This window comes from Arthrobacter sp. UYP4, assembly GCF_057291175.1.
Genome location: NZ_JBXAVU010000003.1, coordinates 88,433 through 103,549, shown reverse-complemented (window position 1 = coordinate 103,549; position 15,117 = coordinate 88,433). Strand labels below are relative to the sequence as shown.

Sequence of the window (15,117 nt, the reverse complement as noted above, 5' to 3'; positions counted from 1 at the left end):
CACAACCGTGATTATCGGTGCGTGATCACGCCCCTTAGGGGGAGTGGCATCAGGGCGTAGAGATGACCCTCGGGGACTTCAAAACGTCAGGCCTGACGCGGTTGATCCCGCCGCTGTTGAGCGCATCAAGGACCAACCCACGCACCTGGTCAAGAAGCACATTAGGATCACTTGAAATCGTGAACACTGCGTCGATCGGCTCGAGATCAACGAGTGGAAGCAGTTCTTCCCTGTCAACCAGCTCGCCTTGGTCATACCGGCGGATCCAGATGGGATCCGTGCTCGACGACAGCTGGAAGCGCACATCGAAGTCAGCAGAGATGCCAAGAACCTCAGCGGCCGCCTCAACGAGCTGCGCCATGAACGCCGGCCCCTGATGCACGGACCACTCGTGTACATCGGCTGCTTGGTCTATGTTCTGGGCCGGCCTGTGCTGCCAGGCAAGGACAACCGTTCCGTTGTCGTGCACCTCCAGGAGCGAATGCACACCGGCTCCGGGGATCGGGAACTCGAGCACCCAGCGCCTCAATCCGCGACGCGAGCGGTCCCCAAGAGTTTCCATACGCGAGTCGTTGTCGGCGAGGAAGCGATTCGTGACCGTCATCGCTTTTCTGATCGCACCAAACTCGTTGGGCGTGATCGGTCCATAAGACGCCGGCCGCTCGCTCGTTGGGCTTGCGACAAGGGCGAGGCCTACATGCTCACCCTGAATTCGCTTCCCCGCCCGCACGAGATGAGCGATGAGAGCCGCCTCCCGGTCCGACTGGCCCCTAAAGCGCGCGCGGTACGCAGCCTCAATCTCCCGCTCGGCCATGAACACCGTTTTCGTTCCTGTGCGGCGGGGCACGCGGTGCGTCTCGGCGCCGTAGGACACGAAGTGCGGGGCCCGTGAACTCGCGAGCACATGCACGATGACGACGGTCTTCTCATCCACGAGTACGGAGTTGATGGAGAGGTCGTAGACCGGAGGCTGGATGTTGGATGCGGCCCAGCTACGGAGCTTCCGCTCGACACCATCGCCCCACTCGCCGGCGCCAAAGATAAATTTCGCCGCAGATGTCCCTCCGTCTTCCTCGACACCGAAGACGATCGTGCCCCCACCGCTGTTGGCCATCGCAGCGACGTCTTTCGCGAACTCGCGGTCCGGGGCGAAGTCCTTCTGCTTGGCGGCCTGATCTGGGTTCGGCGACTTCGCGGGAAGCACCTTCTTCCAGTCGAGTTCATTGCTCTCACGAATTTCCAGCTCGATGGCGACCTGCAGGTCGGCTGCCGTGATGTCGCGGTTACGCACGTTCAGGGCTCGGTGCAGAGCGGTGTCTGGCATTACGTGTCCTCGGGTTGGTCACTGGAAGTCCGCCCAGCGTATCGGTGGCTGTCCGAACCGAGACTCTTCTACGCGAGCTGATGTCACGCTCGCGCCGGGTTCATCATATTGTGGTTTAGCCGCGGTCGGGGCCTGGTGCGTCAGCGCCGCCGTCTACGATCGGGTGCTTGGGTTGCGGTAGCGCCCAAGGCCGCCAGGGCAAAGCAGGAAGGTGCGCGGACACATGGATGAGTTTGGCGCCTCAGGCACAGCACTAGGCCGGCCAGCTCCGGCTGCTGCTCGCACGAAGCTCATGCCATCGGGATTCGCATCTCCCGCCCAGGACTGGTTCGAGGACCGGATCGACTTCAACAGGCATCTCATCCCAGACATCACCAGCACCTACATCGTGCGGGTGTCCGGGCACGCCATGGACGGTGCGGGCATCTCCGATGGCGACGAGCTGATTGTCGACCGAGCCTTGCAGCCCAAGGATGGATCCGTCGTCATTGCTGTTCTCGACGGCGAACTCGTCATCCGGCGGCTACGTGTCACCAGCACAGCCCGTGAGGGCAGCCCTGGCTCAAGTACCTCGAGCACAGTCACGCTTATCGCATCCAGCGACGCCTACCCGGTCATCCCTGTCCTGTTCCGGATCCGGAAAGCTTGGTCATCTGGGGCGTGGCGACCAGATGCCTGCACCATGTCTGACCCGGACGCTGAATCTGCTGCCCGAGCCTCCACTTCTATGAGCTCCAGTGTGGCCCTGGTCGACGTCAACAATCTCTACGTCTCCTCCGAGCGGGCCTTCGACCCGTCCCTGGAGGGCAAGCCCCTGGTCGTGTTGTCCAACAATGACGGGTGCGTGAGCACCCGTAGCGCCGAAGCGAAGGCTCTGGGTATCCCGATGGGTGCGCCGTGGTTCCAGATCGCTGATCAGGCTAAAGCATGGGGACTGGAAGCCAGATCGAGTAACTACGAGTTGTACGGGGATATGAGCGCCCGCGTCATGAACCGTGCACTATTGCAGCCATTGCAACTGACGATGGTAGAAATCGAAGATTATCGACTGGCGTAGGCAACTTCATTGGAATTGATGTTAGCGTCCCAATCAAGATTTTCGTATGGGTCTTCTTGAGCTGCTCGGCGTTTCAAGCGAGCAACAGCGAACAGTAATTCATCAGAATAGGGAACTACAACAAACGGCCACCCTAGCTCGGGCGCATTTGACTGGTCACAGTTCGGGCTAATTTGACTGACCATGAAACGTAACGCAACAAGTCACAAATGATGTGGGGCAACGTAACCTCATTCAGCAACTGAGCAGCTAAGAGGTTACTCTTTAAGGCGACCTAGATTAGAAACCGCTCAAACATCCTCAAATTTTTGACTAGCTCTTGCTAACTTGGTTTAGTTTGTTTACTGAAGCCTCCTCTTTTGTATGGGTTCCAGCAGGGGAGTAAACATCATCGGTGAAAGTAAACTCTGTGGGCCACTTATAGCCGCGGCGAAAAGAAGGCACTTTTCGAAGTCTCCATCGCCACAACCAACCTGCGATCCGGAGCGCCAGAACCGTGGCGACTAGTCCTACTAGAAAAATCCATGGCCCCCAAAATCCCTGGTCAGATACCCACCTAAGTGGAACCAGAAGCGGGGTCTCGCCTTGTTCGGCCGGAGGAAAAGTTGAGAGCACCTCCGTAAGCGGAGGGACAGCGACCACAAGACCGATGACAGTAGCTAGGAAGGTAATCCACCAGGCGCGTCCAGCAGCACGTTCAGCACTTCGTGCGGAGTGCGCCGCAGCCGACAAATTGAGAGCGGTTTCGATTGTCCTTCGTGTGTCCGACATCCCAAAGGCATCAAAGTGCTGTCGAACAATTTCTCTCGCTTCGCCGGAACGTAAATTACGCTGACGCAACTCAGAGAATAGGCGGACTGCTTCACGGTAGCGTCGCCGTAACGGTCTTTCCCCGCCTGCCATCCGCGAAACAGCACTTTCTAACGAGTGGAGGCGAACATAAGTAAGTTGGGCGTACTCGAATATCAGTGCTGTGTTCAACTCTCCAATCCCGATCGGCGGGGCTCCTCTCCACTGTAAGTAAATTGCCGAACCTAATTCAGCAAATAATGAATGGTCTTTATCCAGAGATAAGTCTTGTGGAAATTTCACATGATCGGCTATATGCCCATCATGGGAACTTCTAATTGTAAGCCGAATAAGGTCGTCATGATGATTTTGCCTCCACTCCTCCGGTTCACAGCAAGGGCTAGTCGCAACGATTGACACTGGATACAAGCTCCAATAGCTAAATGAGCGCTTGAGTACTTGCAGAACAGCATCCAAATGTATGAATTGGAGATCAATCATTGACACGGGTTTTTCGTGTTCAATCGTTCCAAGAGGCTGGTTTGCGTCTAGTTCGTTTCCTGAAAAATCCATGCAATTTTCCAATTGGGTACCACGAACTAAAGGTAGCGCCATTTGAGAACGTACGAAGAGTGGTTCAGACCCCCATGTCATCGCTAAAATCTGTCGAACATTCAACTTCGTCTCAGCACTCAATACTAAGTCTATTTGCGCTACGCCTGATTCGTGAAGCAGCAAACGGGGTTCGAAAACGACATAGTGTTCTTCTTCCGAGCCAGGTAGGACAAAATGGTGGTAACTTTCTCTCAACATCAAGCGAACAAAACCGTCATTATCTCGATCCTCGCCGCCAAACAAATTAGCATCGCTTTTACGAATTGCGGCGGAAAGAACTTGCCTGTGGAGAAAATTCTCTTCTGCTTCGTCAATAATAGCTAACGTTTCACTCTCTGGGTCGCCTTCCAGCGAGTTTACCTCTGGTTCGTCGTTTTCTTCAGGTGCTCTTTTATGATCGAGCTCGTTTTCCCGATTATTAGAACGTGACACTCGAATGTGTGGTAGAACGTGTTTGACTGTAGAAATCGGAAAACGAAGAAAGAGAATTAGCAGGCTCCTCAAAGATTGATTATCTACAAACCTTGACAGAGAAGGTGCGAATACCGTAGACAACCATTTTCGCCTAAGATACATAAAGCCGTATCGAGGAAACTTCCACGCAAATTTGAGGGCCGCGATCCAAGAGTCCTCCCGCGTTACTTCCCCAAAACTCACCGCTGCAGAACGATTTCTTCTGATTAGACGAGCGTGTTTACGGAATTTATATGATACTCGGACGGCGGTTTCGGAAGGCCAAGCGGCTGAAAACGCAAGATCAGCGTCGAGGAGTTGTCGTACCCAGCGAGCAAGGTCAGTATTACCCTTCAATGCCACAGTGAGAATGTGATGCACCGAGGCGGACTCAAAAGAGGCTGAGTGCATCTTTGGCTTGCGTTTCAAATTTCCTCGATTTATCCAGAACTGAGAAAACTTCATTTGACACTGCAACCTTCCTATGGGGTAGTCCATTCTAACTGCTACTGGACGCTTGCAGCACGATAAATTCGGCGCCTTGAAGCTAGCGACTATCGAGCTAAGATCAGTGAGTAGGTTTGGGATATTATCGGGCGATGGTATGCATTCACGCCCGTTATCACGACGCCACGCGGCTGCGGGAGTGGATCCGTGAAGAGCTGATGCCCATTCGCGGGAATCTTTAGTTGGATAGATTGAGTACAAGCAGTTCTTGATAAAGCCACCTGCTTACAGGAGAGTGAATGGGTAGCTGTAAAGAAGACCGACCTGAATCAGACATACCCATACACGAGGATTGAGCTGCTAGAGCATGTGAATGCCAAGCGTAGGAGGCCTGGCAAGGACAAAACACTGATAGGCCATGATCACCAGGTCCTGTGCTGGAAAGATCATCCTCGTGACAACCCATGCATAACGTGAAAGCACAGCGCCGGTATGACCTGTATTTGTTCTGGTGACCCGGTGCGGCACATGGTCGACCTCACTGACAAGTACTGCAACGAAGTCCGAGGCGACTACCGCGAGTACCTGCGTCTGAGTAAGGCAGCGCGGCAGCGTTCAGGCTAAGTAGCTGTCCCAGAAATCTCGGGCACGCTGGATCCGAAGGAAGCGATTCGCCGTCTCCGGGAGATTAACGACTCCGGTCAGGACATCTAGATGCTTCGACGCACCAAGCAGACGTCCATCAGTGGACGTTGTGATACTCGTCGTTACCAGTAGAGGTCCTCGGTAGACACACCACCGACCTCGAGATCTACAGCATCGACGAAGCATTCCTGACCCTCGGCGGTACTCACCCTAAACAAAACACCACCGGCAGGACCATCAAGCAGAAGCTGCAGAGGAACACCGGGCTTCCCGTCTGCGTGGGCATCGCACTGACGAAGACTCTGGCGAAGCTCGCCAACCGGTGGGCGAAGGGCAACTCTGCTTTCGACGGGGTTTGCCACTGGGATCTCGTCCCGGTACGTCAGTGTGAAGCGCTCCTGCGCAGGCTGAAAGGCACCGACATCTGGGGTGTCGGTGTCAAAAACCCTGCACGCCTGAACGCCCTGGGCATCGACTCGGCATGGGACCTGACTCAGGCAGATCCAGTCCTGATCCGGAAGAAATCCTCAGTCGTGCTGATGCGCACTGTTTTGGAGTTGCAGGGCACGCCCTGCATTACTTCCAGCGAGTCCACCGGCAACGAGCAGGTCATGTTCTCCCGGTCCTTCGCGAATCCGGTCAGCACTCTGGATGCCATGCGGCAAGCCTTAAGCGTCTACGCCCAGGGTGCAGCGTCACGCCTGGCACGCAAAGACCTCCAGGGACGGGTACTTACCGCGTTTGCGGGCACCTCACCCTTCTGCGCCGGCACCAGAAGCTCGCCCAGCATCTGCATTCCATTGCCTGTGCACACCTCGGACCCGCTCGAACTCACCCGGGCCGCGCTCCGACTCCTGCCACTGATCGAAGAAGGCATCTCCTACATTCGCGCCGGTGTCATCATCACCGACCTCAAGCCAGTCGGGACACAGGACACCCTGCTGGACTTTGAGCTGGGCTTGGGCAACGACTCGGACCCGGAGGGCGAGAAAATCAGCGCGAAAGACACCGGCCCGCTCCTACATGAGATCAGCCAGAAGTTCGGGCGCTCCTCTATCGGATTGGGCCACGCCGGTTTGAAAGCCGGCTCGGATTGGACGATGAAACGCGACATGCTCTCGCCCCACTACACAACCAAATGGGCAGATCTTCCGATCGTCAAAGCCTGATAGAGCCACTCACCAGCGAGCAATGCCTCGAGGAGCCGAACCATCTTCAGGCGAGACCTCACCTACGGGATAGTGGGGCAAGATGCTTGTATGTCTGAGATTGTCATGTCGTTGAGACATCCACTAAGAACAGCTGTCGGCACAGCTTCCTTCCGGTACCAGCTCACTCGCCAGTGGCGGCAGAGGGATGAACCGTCACTTCTGACGGTAATCATGCTCAACCCGTCAATCGCTGATGCACTACAGGACGACCGCACCATCAGGCGCTGCATCTCGCTTGCTGATGCAGCAGGCGCGGACAGCCTTCGGGTGGTCAATCTCTTCGCATTGCGCAGCACCGACCCTTAGGGTCTGAAAACAGCCCCCGACGCAATCGGCCCAGAAAACGACAGCTACATCCTTGAAGCAGCTCGAACGAGCACCACGATGGTGGCTGCCTGGGGAGCACATGGTTCCGCTCGGACCAGGGCGCTGGAGGTGTTCGAGGTGCTCAGTCAGGAGGGCGTGAACCTGCAGCGTTGGGGAACAACCAAGGATGGACACCCCCGCCACCCGCTCTACGTCCACAGCTCCACACCGCTTGTATCGTGGAGCCCGCCGGCGGCTTAGACACCCGAGTCTGCACGCGCAGCCTGTCGACCGCGCTCAGTTCTGCCACGAAGCGCCCGATATGAAATTGTGTTTGAGGTAGCTTTCGCAGCGGCGAGGGTCGTACATCGAAACTGGGGCTCAGACGCATGAAGACGAAATTCTGGCTGGTCAGCACTCTCCTCGCCGTAACGGTGGTCGGATGCGGTAGCAGCACTGAACTGCAGATAGAACGTGACGCAGCGCCTGACAGCGTTCAATCATCCCCAGCGCCTACTGCCTCCGAACCCGCGTTGCCCGACGTCGCAGCGTTCGGGGACACCGTGACCTTCTCCGACGGTCTGACAGTGACGATACAAAGCGCAGGTCTGAAGCCTGCCTCGGCCTACGCATCTGGAGCTGTGGAGGGCAAGATCGCCGCGGTGCAGATCACGGTGACGAACGAAGGCGATGAGGTCGTGGACGCGGTCGGCGTCTCAGCACTGACCGCTACCGCAGGAGAGGCCGGAACACCGGCGCCCCCCGCAGGCGATGACGGTATTACCAACTCAAGTCTCGGATCGGTCCTGCCCGGAGAAACGAAGACAGGCGTCTTCGGGTAGGGTCTCTCAGCTGTTGACGCTCAAAAGGTCCGGTTGGAAATCTACGGCAACACTTTCGAGGACAGGGTTGTTTTTGCAGGAGCAATCTCCTGACACGAGTGTCGCGCCGATAAGAATGCGGTTCTCACAGCGCTTCACGGCCGAGTAGTGAGTCCCGCATGCACACATCCTCCCTGGATTCGCTGGGCGCTGCGACTACTGTGACCACACTGACTGCTACAAATATGGGGGGTCTCAGATGCGTCCAGACGACGAGCTATCAGCATTGTTGCGTCAGGCGTACCTGCCCTGCAGTAATTTCGGTATCTGCCGGGAAGCACGGTGGGCACCGACATCTGGGCACATACCGCGCGGATTTCTGGGAGCCACGGGTGCACTTGAGGACGTGGAGCTCGTGATGGTCTTCGCGGAGCCGGGGCATCCCCATCCCGCGGAGATTTATGACACTCAGGACGGTCCGGACACGTTGCTTGAGCATGGGATGCGTCATGCGTATCAGTCCTTTGCGGAGGGAACGGACCTGTTCCATCGCAATGTCCGCTGGTTCATGAATCAGCTGTACCCCGATCTCACCTTTGATGAGCAGCTTCGGCATGTGTGGCTCACCGAGGGCCGCCTGTGTTCAATCGACAACGAGATCGGCGGCCAGAGAGACCACCGATGCGCTCAGCGCTATCTTCGGGCCCAATTCGAGATGCTTCCGAACGCGACAGTCGTCGCCTTCGGAGGGAAGGCACGTGATTATGTTCGGCGCTTGAAAGTCGAACCCGAACATATAGAGGCGTACGCACTGGCACCTCCAGGGGCCAACCACAAGCCGGCGCGGCCGAGCTGGAAAAGGGCGCTCGGACTCATCAAGTCTCGGCAGGTCCAGGATTGACGACGACGAGCACAACCCTCGGTCTCATTCGCAGTAGCCGGCTTTTATTCGGCGTGGTTCGGTGTATGCCGAAAGGTCCGGAAGCGATCGGAGTACATCGAGAGCGCGGCGAGCCCGTCGTCTGGTGGTGCAGTTTGACTGGTGAAGGTAGCTAGGTCGAGGGACGCTGTGATGCCCGCGACACCTGCGACTAAACCGCCAGCCTCCTCCCCGTTTTGGGTCGACGCGCACTTACGCTCGCTGCCATGCGCGTCTTCGACATAACTTTCAACTACAAGTTCGACTCGGGAGGGAGGGACCCTGATTCGCACAGTCCGCGGCTCAAGGCCGACCACCAGCTGCTCTGGACGAAAGAGCTTCCCGACGGACAGATATTCCGCCCGGCGGTCCCGGCGCTGGCGAAGGTACGTCGCTTCAATTACCTGATGTTCGAGCAGAGCGCCGACAGGAGGTTCACGGTCAGCAGTGACGCCATCACGAGTTCCTACACCACATGGCTGACGCCGAAAGCTCTCGTCGAAGCCAGGAATCAACTGACGGATGATCAGCAGCTCCGCTACTTGAACCCGCCGTAAACGATCGGCAGCGCCATGATCTGGCCGATCAGAATGATCCACAAGCCGACCATGAACCAGGCCCGGGGTACACGCCAGAAGATCGCAGACCGGATGGATCTGACCCTCGAGTGCATCCGGTGCCACTACGCGGGAGAGCCCAGCAGCCCCCTCGAGGATGTCCTCACCAACTACAAGGACTTCTTCGAGCTCTTTGGAGGGTTTCGCGAGTTCGTGGACTTCTTCCACTTCCAGGACCTGGTGACGCCTGGCTACGACGCCGTGAAGTACTTCCTGCCGTTCAACGAAGTCACCCATTCGGGACTGCCAACGAGGACGGAGGAATACGTCACTTACCGTGAGGCGGTACTCGACTTCATCGCCGCAAGAGGCACACGGATGGCCACCTGGGTGGAGGAGAACCACCCTGACATAGAGGTCGTCCGGTAGCGTCGATCAACTTCTACGGTGCCTGACCAGTAAGTGCCTGGTCCACAGAATTCAGGAGCATTGCTGCATCACTTGTTGCTGTTGCGCAGCAACTCGGCGGTAAAGCGCCTGGCTGCCATGCAGTCGCCCCGAGTTCCGCGGGCCAACGAGCCATTCACGGAAGTGACTGTTCTCGGGACGTCCCGACTGATGAGCACGGATGAGCTGCTCAGGACACTGCGCCGCGAGATCTTCGCCGCCGAGATGAAGGTTGCTCTCGATAAGGAGCTGGGGCGTGAAACGTCTCCTGCCGTTAGGAAACTGGTCGGGGTGAAGATGTCACCAATCTGAGGTCGGGTCAGCCGTCGTTGCGCGGGAGCGAACATGTCTCGCCGTATTGCGGAAATGCCACAACATAATGTCAGTTATGTTGGGGGGTATCGAAGCCTGTGGCGGATCAAAGCACGACTCCTTCGTCCGTCTGCCACCCTGAGCGGCTGGTCGTAACGGCTTAGCCCCTACAACAGCTGACATACGAGAGCCCCACCGGTTTATGCCCGTGGGGCTCTCGTATTGGTGCTTCTCTCCTCTGGAATTTAGAACACAGGCTCCAGTGCCCACTGGTTCACAGAAAGTCCATCCCGGAAGCGCCACTCCTCGCGGCACTTCGGGCAGATGATCGCAACGTCGTGCTCCCGGAAGCCCGGGATGTTGTCGTGCTCTTCGACAATCAGTCCGTCGCCGCAGGGGCACTGGAAAGTGAGCCGCTCCACGCTGCCGCCGCCGGCCCCGTAGCCGTCAGAGTCCTCGGAGTGTCGGCTGACCCTGCGTGTGCGGATGCCAGGTGACGGTGACAGCGTGTCGAGCCACTCTCTGATCGCGGACCGCGCATCGTCGTAGGCCTCCGGGGAGCGCTGGATCTCGCCGAGCAGCACCAGCAGCTCGTCTGCGGTCGGTGCGATCCGGTGCATGCTCATCTGGATGCTGTCGGCGTAGTCGCCGGCGAAGACGCCGACGGGATCGTCCCGGTCTGCCTGGGCGACCAGCCAGTCGTGGAACGGGGCCAGTTCGGCACCGCCGGCCTCAGGCCCAGCCCAGCGCTCAGGTGCGGGCTCACCGGCCAGCACCTGTGCGATCGCCGTCCTCAGGTGCTCGTAGCCCGGCGGCCGGAAGTGGTGGGCCTGCGGCCGGGTTTGCCCGGATCGCACGGACTTCGACACGTAGCCGTGCTCGTTCTCCGGGATGCCGATCAGCAGGTTCGGCTCGCCGTCCTCGTCGTATTCGGCGATGGGCAGGCCGAGTGCGGCCGCAGCCCAAATGAGCCGGCCGTTGGTCACGTACCCGGCAGGCGTCCCTTTCAGGAAGTCCTCGGCGGTGTGCTTGAGCGTGTAGCTGCCGATCTCGGGGGACTCGGTCGCCGGCTGGCGGGAGAACATGCGCAGCATGTCCGTGATGAGCGCCATCTGGACGAAGTCGTCGCGCCCGTTGAAGGTCCACTTGGTCTCAGCACCGAAGCCCAGCTCGCCGAGTACGAACTCGTCACCCTCCTGGGCGAGGACATCGTGCTGGGTGAGGGTGTCGATCAGCTCCCGTGCGCTGATGCGATCGCCGAGGAAGCCCTGGGCAAGAGGGTTCTGGATTTGGTTCCGCGCGGTGGTGTAGTTGCAGCCCGTGAACTTGGCCCAGGCGTGAGCGTCCTGCTGCAGTGCGCGGTCGTGGGTGTGGTTGTCGGAGGTCATCTCTATCTCTGTTCTGGGCTACGTACCCCACGCCTACCGGCCCTTGTGACACGAGAGAGATCTCTACCTGACAGGGGGTGAATCACTGGATCGGCAACCGTTGTCCTCAGTGTCGTCGTCGCGTGGGAACTCGGACTCGGAGAGGGGCACACCAGCATGCCCACGAACAGGATAGCCGGAAGACACTGGCTCGTCCATGGGTTGAACTGATGGCGGTCGCTACGTCGATTGTCCAACAGCGAATTAGGACGAGGGGCGCCCTGTTTGAACCATCGGCCCACGCTGTGGCGCGTGCGGAAGCACCGCGATGGGGAGTTGATCTTCGAAAAATGCACCACAAATGCACCACCATGGCCCTGGGAATGCAGAAAACCCCCGGTTTCCCGGGGGTTTTCAGTGGCGGTGACGGTGGGATTTGAACCCACGTTGGCTTTTACACCAAACAACATTTCGAGTGTTGCACCTTCGGCCGCTCGGACACGTCACCAACGCCGCTACTTTACCGGGTTGGAGGCGTCAGACAAAAACGGGGCGCGCCGGCCGCCGGAAGGAGGCGCTAGGGCAGCTCGATGACCTCGTTCTTGCCGGAGTCCGGCTTGCTGCCCGTCACCAGACCCTTGACCATCTTCACGGCCGAGACGACGCGCGGCGCATCCATGGACCAGTATTCGGCGGTGTCGGCGTCGACGTGGATGAGGGCGACGGCGGGATCGTCGCGGCCGTTCTCGAACCATGCGGACACCGAGGGACCCCACAGCTCGTCGATCTTGGCCTGGTCCTTGGTCAGGGTCGCCGTGCCGGCGATGGACACGTAGCCCTTGCCCGTGTTCGCTGTGACGTTGACCTGCGGGTTCGCGCGGATCTCGTCGGCCTTCGGGGACGGATCCTCGGTGAAGAACCAGAGATCGCCGTCGAAGTCCCTGGCCTGCAGGGCCAGTGGCCTGCTGACGAGCTTGCCGTCCAGGCTCACCGTCGTGAGATTGGCGATGTCGGCCTTGCCGAGGATGTCCTGCACTTCCTTCAAACCGTCCTGCTGGTCTGCCACGTCTGCTCCTTCGTGAGGTCTGCTGCGTATTTACTAAGCCTACGCACTATTCGTTCGGGGGGCCCGCTGAGTGACGAAGAACTCCCCGAGCAGGCGCGCGCACTCGTCCTCGCGGACGCCCGCGAACACCTCGGTCCAATGGTTCAGGCGGCGCTCGCGCAGCACGTCGAACACCGACCCCGAGGCGCCCGCCTTCTCGTCCCAGGCCCCGAACACGACGCGCGGGATGCGAGCCAGGACGGAAGCCCCGGCGCACATCGCGCACGGCTCGAGAGTGACCACCAGCGTGCAGCCTTCGAGCCGCCAGGCGCCGAGCTGTGCAGCGGCCGCGCGGATGGCCTGTACCTCCGCGTGCGCGGTCGGGTCGCCGAGTTCCTCGCGCTGGTTCCACCCGGTGCCCAGCACGTCACCGCCAGGGTCGACGACGACGGCGCCGATGGGGACATCGGAGCTCGGGTGCGTCCGCACGGCCGCATCCAGCGCCAGCGCCATCCACGCCCGATGCTCGGCGTCCATGGCACGGGGGGAGGGGTTCATGGGCTCAATGGTACTTTTGACCCATGCGCGTACTGGTAGTCGACCACCCCCTGGTAGCCCACAAACTGACGGTTCTCCGGGACAAGGACACGTCGTCGCCGGTGTTCCGCCTCCTCACCGAGGAGCTCGTCACCCTGCTGGCCTACGAGGCCACACGGGACGTCCGCGTCGAGACCGTGTCCATCGAGACACCCGTCACGAAGACGGAGGGAACGGGGCTGGTGAAGCCCACGCCGCTCGTCGTCCCCATCCTGCGTGCCGGCCTCGGGATGCTCGAAGGCATGACGCGCCTCGTGCCGACGGCGGAGGTCGGCTTCCTCGGCATGGCCCGCAACGAGGAGACCCTCGAGGCCATCACCTACGCCGAGCGACTGCCGGACGATCTCACCGGGCGCCAGGTCTTCGTCCTCGATCCCATGCTCGCGACCGGCGGCACGCTCCGTGAGGCCATCAAGTTCCTCTTCGCGCGGGGTGCAGCGGACATCACCTGCATCTGCCTGCTCGCCGCTCCCGAGGGCCTCGCGACCCTGCAGGAGGAGCTGGACGGCCGCAATGTCACCATCGTGCTGGCCTCGATCGATGAGAAGCTCGACGAGAAGTCGTACATCGTGCCGGGCCTCGGCGACGCGGGAGACCGCCTCTACGGCGTCGTCGGCTAGCCGGACCCCGGAGCGTCCGGGCAGGTCCGGCCCACGGCAGGAGCCGGACAAGTTCCGTCGGAAGATCGCTGAAGGGTTGCGCCGGCGCGGTCGACGGGGTCGAATAGGGCGATGACCAAGGACATCAGCGCGACCGAGTCGAGTACCGAGGGCGGTCTGAAGCGGGCGATCGGTACGCCGCTGTTGTTCGCATTCATCGTCGGAGACACCCTCGGAGCCGGCATCTACACCCTCGTCGGCACCATGGCCGACGACGTCGGGGGCGTGATCTGGCTCCCGCTGCTCATCGCGCTGGTCCTGGCGCTCCTCACCGCGGGGACCTATGCGGAACTGATCACCAAGTATCCGCACGCCGGCGGTGCGGCGCGGTACGTCGAGCGGGCCTTCAACATCCCCTACCTCTCGTTCCTCGTCGGGTTCCTCATGATGGCCTCGGGCATCACCACGGCCGCTGCCCTGGCGAACGCCTTCGCCGGTGACTACCTGGCGGCACTCATCGACGTACCGGCTGCTCCGGCCGCAGTGGTCTTCATCATCCTGCTCACGCTGATCAACCTGCGCGGCGTCCGGGAATCCCTCGCCGCGAACCTCGTCGCGTCCGTGATCGAGGTGACCGGCCTGGTGCTCGTGATCGTGCTCGCCGCCGTCGTCCTCGGGAGCGGGAACGGTGAGCCTGCCCGACTCCTCGAGTTCGCTCCGGACGTCCCTCCGCTGCAGGGTGCCTTCGCGGCATCCGTCATCGCCTTCTTCTCCTTCCTCGGCTTCGAGGCTGCCGCCAACATGGCGGAGGAGGTACGTAACCCGTCGAGGGCCTACCCCCGAGCCCTCTTCGGCGCCATCGGGACCGCCGCGGTCGTCTATCTCCTCATCGCCCTCGGCGCGGTCATCGTCCTGCCGCCGGCCGAACTCGCCGAGTCCACCGGACCGCTGCTCGCCGTCGTGACCGCCAGCGGCGTCGGCATCCCGCCCTGGCTGTTCAGCCTCATCGCGCTTGTCGCCATCGCCAACGGCGCCCTGCTGTTCATGGTGATGGCGAGCCGGGTCGGATACGGCCTCGCGGAGGCCGAGCTGCTGCCGCGGGCGTTCAGCCGCGTGCTGCCCGAGCGCCGCACGCCGTGGGTGTCGATCGTCGTCGTCGCCGCTCTGACCATCGTGCTCTCACTCGTGGGTGATGTCGGCACGCTGGCCGAGACCACCGTGCTGCTGTTGCTCCTGGTGTTCCTGTCGGCCAATGTGAGCGTGCTCGTCCTCAAGAAGGACAAGGTCGACCACCCGCACTTCTCGGTACCGCGGGTCGTGCCGATCCTCGCGATCATCGCCAGCATCGCCCTGCTGACCCAGCAGACCGGCGTGGTCTGGCTCGGCGCCATCGGATACGCGGTGGTCGGATCGTTGCTGTTCCTCGCCGCCCGTGCCGGTCGCAAGCGACAGGAGCGCGTCTCCTCCTAGCCGGGGTGCGGCCTCCGGCCCTTCAGGTGCCTGCAGGGCACTGGAGGGTTGCGTCTGCCATCCGCTGGTGCGGGCTCCGGTGTGCGTTCGGACGGCGTTCGTTGTATGGACGGAAGGCGGCAGGACCCGCCAGGGA

11 protein-coding genes, 1 tRNA gene and 5 pseudogenes are annotated in these 15,117 nt (G+C 60.3%); 11 read left to right on the top strand and 6 right to left on the bottom strand.

All coding sequences use genetic code 11. The features are described 5' to 3' along the window. Positions 1–49: 49 nt before the first annotated feature. Positions 50–1,324, bottom strand: coding sequence for an AlbA family DNA-binding domain-containing protein (locus AC0Z9V_RS12715; protein ID WP_485141735.1), 1,275 nt, complete (start codon positions 1,322–1,324; stop codon positions 50–52). A gap of 292 nt (positions 1,325–1,616) precedes the next feature. On the opposite strand from AC0Z9V_RS12715, the pseudogene AC0Z9V_RS12710 reads away from it, so the two are divergent. Together AC0Z9V_RS12710 and AC0Z9V_RS12705 are read left to right on the top strand one after the other, a co-directional pair. Then, positions 1,617–2,014: pseudogene (locus tag AC0Z9V_RS12710) on the top strand (LexA family protein). A gap of 37 nt (positions 2,015–2,051) precedes the next feature. After that, a pseudogene (locus AC0Z9V_RS12705) lies at positions 2,052–2,315 on the top strand (Y-family DNA polymerase); the annotation flags it as partial. A 378-nt stretch (positions 2,316–2,693) separates the two neighbouring features. Here the strand turns inward: AC0Z9V_RS12705 and AC0Z9V_RS12700 are convergent. After that, positions 2,694–4,703, bottom strand: a complete 2,010-nt coding sequence (locus AC0Z9V_RS12700) for a hypothetical protein (protein WP_485141734.1) — start codon at positions 4,701–4,703, stop codon at positions 2,694–2,696. 767 nt (positions 4,704–5,470) lie between these two features. Between AC0Z9V_RS12700 and AC0Z9V_RS12695 the strand changes: the two are divergent. The 7 genes and pseudogenes from AC0Z9V_RS12695 to AC0Z9V_RS12665 all read left to right on the top strand — a co-directional run. After that, positions 5,471–5,638, top strand: a pseudogene (locus AC0Z9V_RS12695) (Y-family DNA polymerase); the annotation flags it as partial. Between the two features lie 231 nt (positions 5,639–5,869). After that, positions 5,870–6,499 (top strand): DinB/UmuC family translesion DNA polymerase, encoded by a 630-nt coding sequence (locus tag AC0Z9V_RS12690; RefSeq protein ID WP_485141873.1) that lies wholly within the window; start codon positions 5,870–5,872, stop codon positions 6,497–6,499. A 90-nt stretch (positions 6,500–6,589) separates the two neighbouring features. After that, positions 6,590–7,108, top strand: a pseudogene (locus AC0Z9V_RS12685) (DUF1643 domain-containing protein). A 128-nt stretch (positions 7,109–7,236) separates the two neighbouring features. Next, complete coding sequence (locus AC0Z9V_RS12680) at positions 7,237–7,689, top strand: hypothetical protein (protein ID WP_485141733.1); 453 nt, start codon at positions 7,237–7,239, stop codon at positions 7,687–7,689. 397 nt (positions 7,690–8,086) lie between these two features. Continuing rightward, entirely contained in the window at positions 8,087–8,569 is a 483-nt protein-coding gene (locus tag AC0Z9V_RS12675) for a hypothetical protein (RefSeq protein WP_485141732.1), read from the top strand. A gap of 245 nt (positions 8,570–8,814) precedes the next feature. Further along, positions 8,815–9,573, top strand: a pseudogene (locus AC0Z9V_RS12670) (DUF6994 family protein). Between the two features lie 189 nt (positions 9,574–9,762). Further along, positions 9,763–9,903 (top strand): hypothetical protein, encoded by a 141-nt coding sequence (locus AC0Z9V_RS12665; protein ID WP_485141731.1) that lies wholly within the window; start codon positions 9,763–9,765, stop codon positions 9,901–9,903. A gap of 245 nt (positions 9,904–10,148) precedes the next feature. Here AC0Z9V_RS12665 and AC0Z9V_RS12660 read toward each other — a convergent pair whose 3' ends face one another. The 4 genes from AC0Z9V_RS12660 to tadA all read right to left on the bottom strand — a co-directional run bounded on the left by AC0Z9V_RS12660 (position 10,149) and on the right by tadA (position 12,873). After that, positions 10,149–11,291 (bottom strand): hypothetical protein, encoded by a 1,143-nt coding sequence (locus AC0Z9V_RS12660; protein WP_485141730.1) that lies wholly within the window; start codon positions 11,289–11,291, stop codon positions 10,149–10,151. Positions 11,292–11,688: 397 nt separating this feature from the next. Continuing rightward, positions 11,689–11,778 (bottom strand) — tRNA-Ser (locus AC0Z9V_RS12655). Positions 11,779–11,847: 69 nt separating this feature from the next. Further along, positions 11,848–12,336 carry a pyridoxamine 5'-phosphate oxidase family protein gene (locus tag AC0Z9V_RS12650; RefSeq protein ID WP_133080361.1) on the bottom strand — a complete coding sequence of 163 codons (489 nt, stop codon included), beginning with the start codon at positions 12,334–12,336 and terminating at the stop codon, positions 11,848–11,850. A gap of 39 nt (positions 12,337–12,375) precedes the next feature. After that, positions 12,376–12,873, bottom strand: coding sequence for a tRNA adenosine(34) deaminase TadA (tadA, locus tag AC0Z9V_RS12645; protein WP_485141729.1), 498 nt, complete (start codon positions 12,871–12,873; stop codon positions 12,376–12,378). 23 nt (positions 12,874–12,896) lie between these two features. Here tadA and upp point away from each other — a divergent pair, with 23 nt between their 5' ends. After that, positions 12,897–13,532, top strand: coding sequence for a uracil phosphoribosyltransferase (gene upp, locus AC0Z9V_RS12640; RefSeq protein WP_485141728.1), 636 nt, complete (start codon positions 12,897–12,899; stop codon positions 13,530–13,532). 111 nt (positions 13,533–13,643) lie between these two features. Continuing rightward, complete coding sequence (locus AC0Z9V_RS12635; protein WP_133080364.1) at positions 13,644–14,981, top strand: amino acid permease; 1,338 nt, start codon at positions 13,644–13,646, stop codon at positions 14,979–14,981. Positions 14,982–15,117 lie beyond the last annotated feature (136 nt).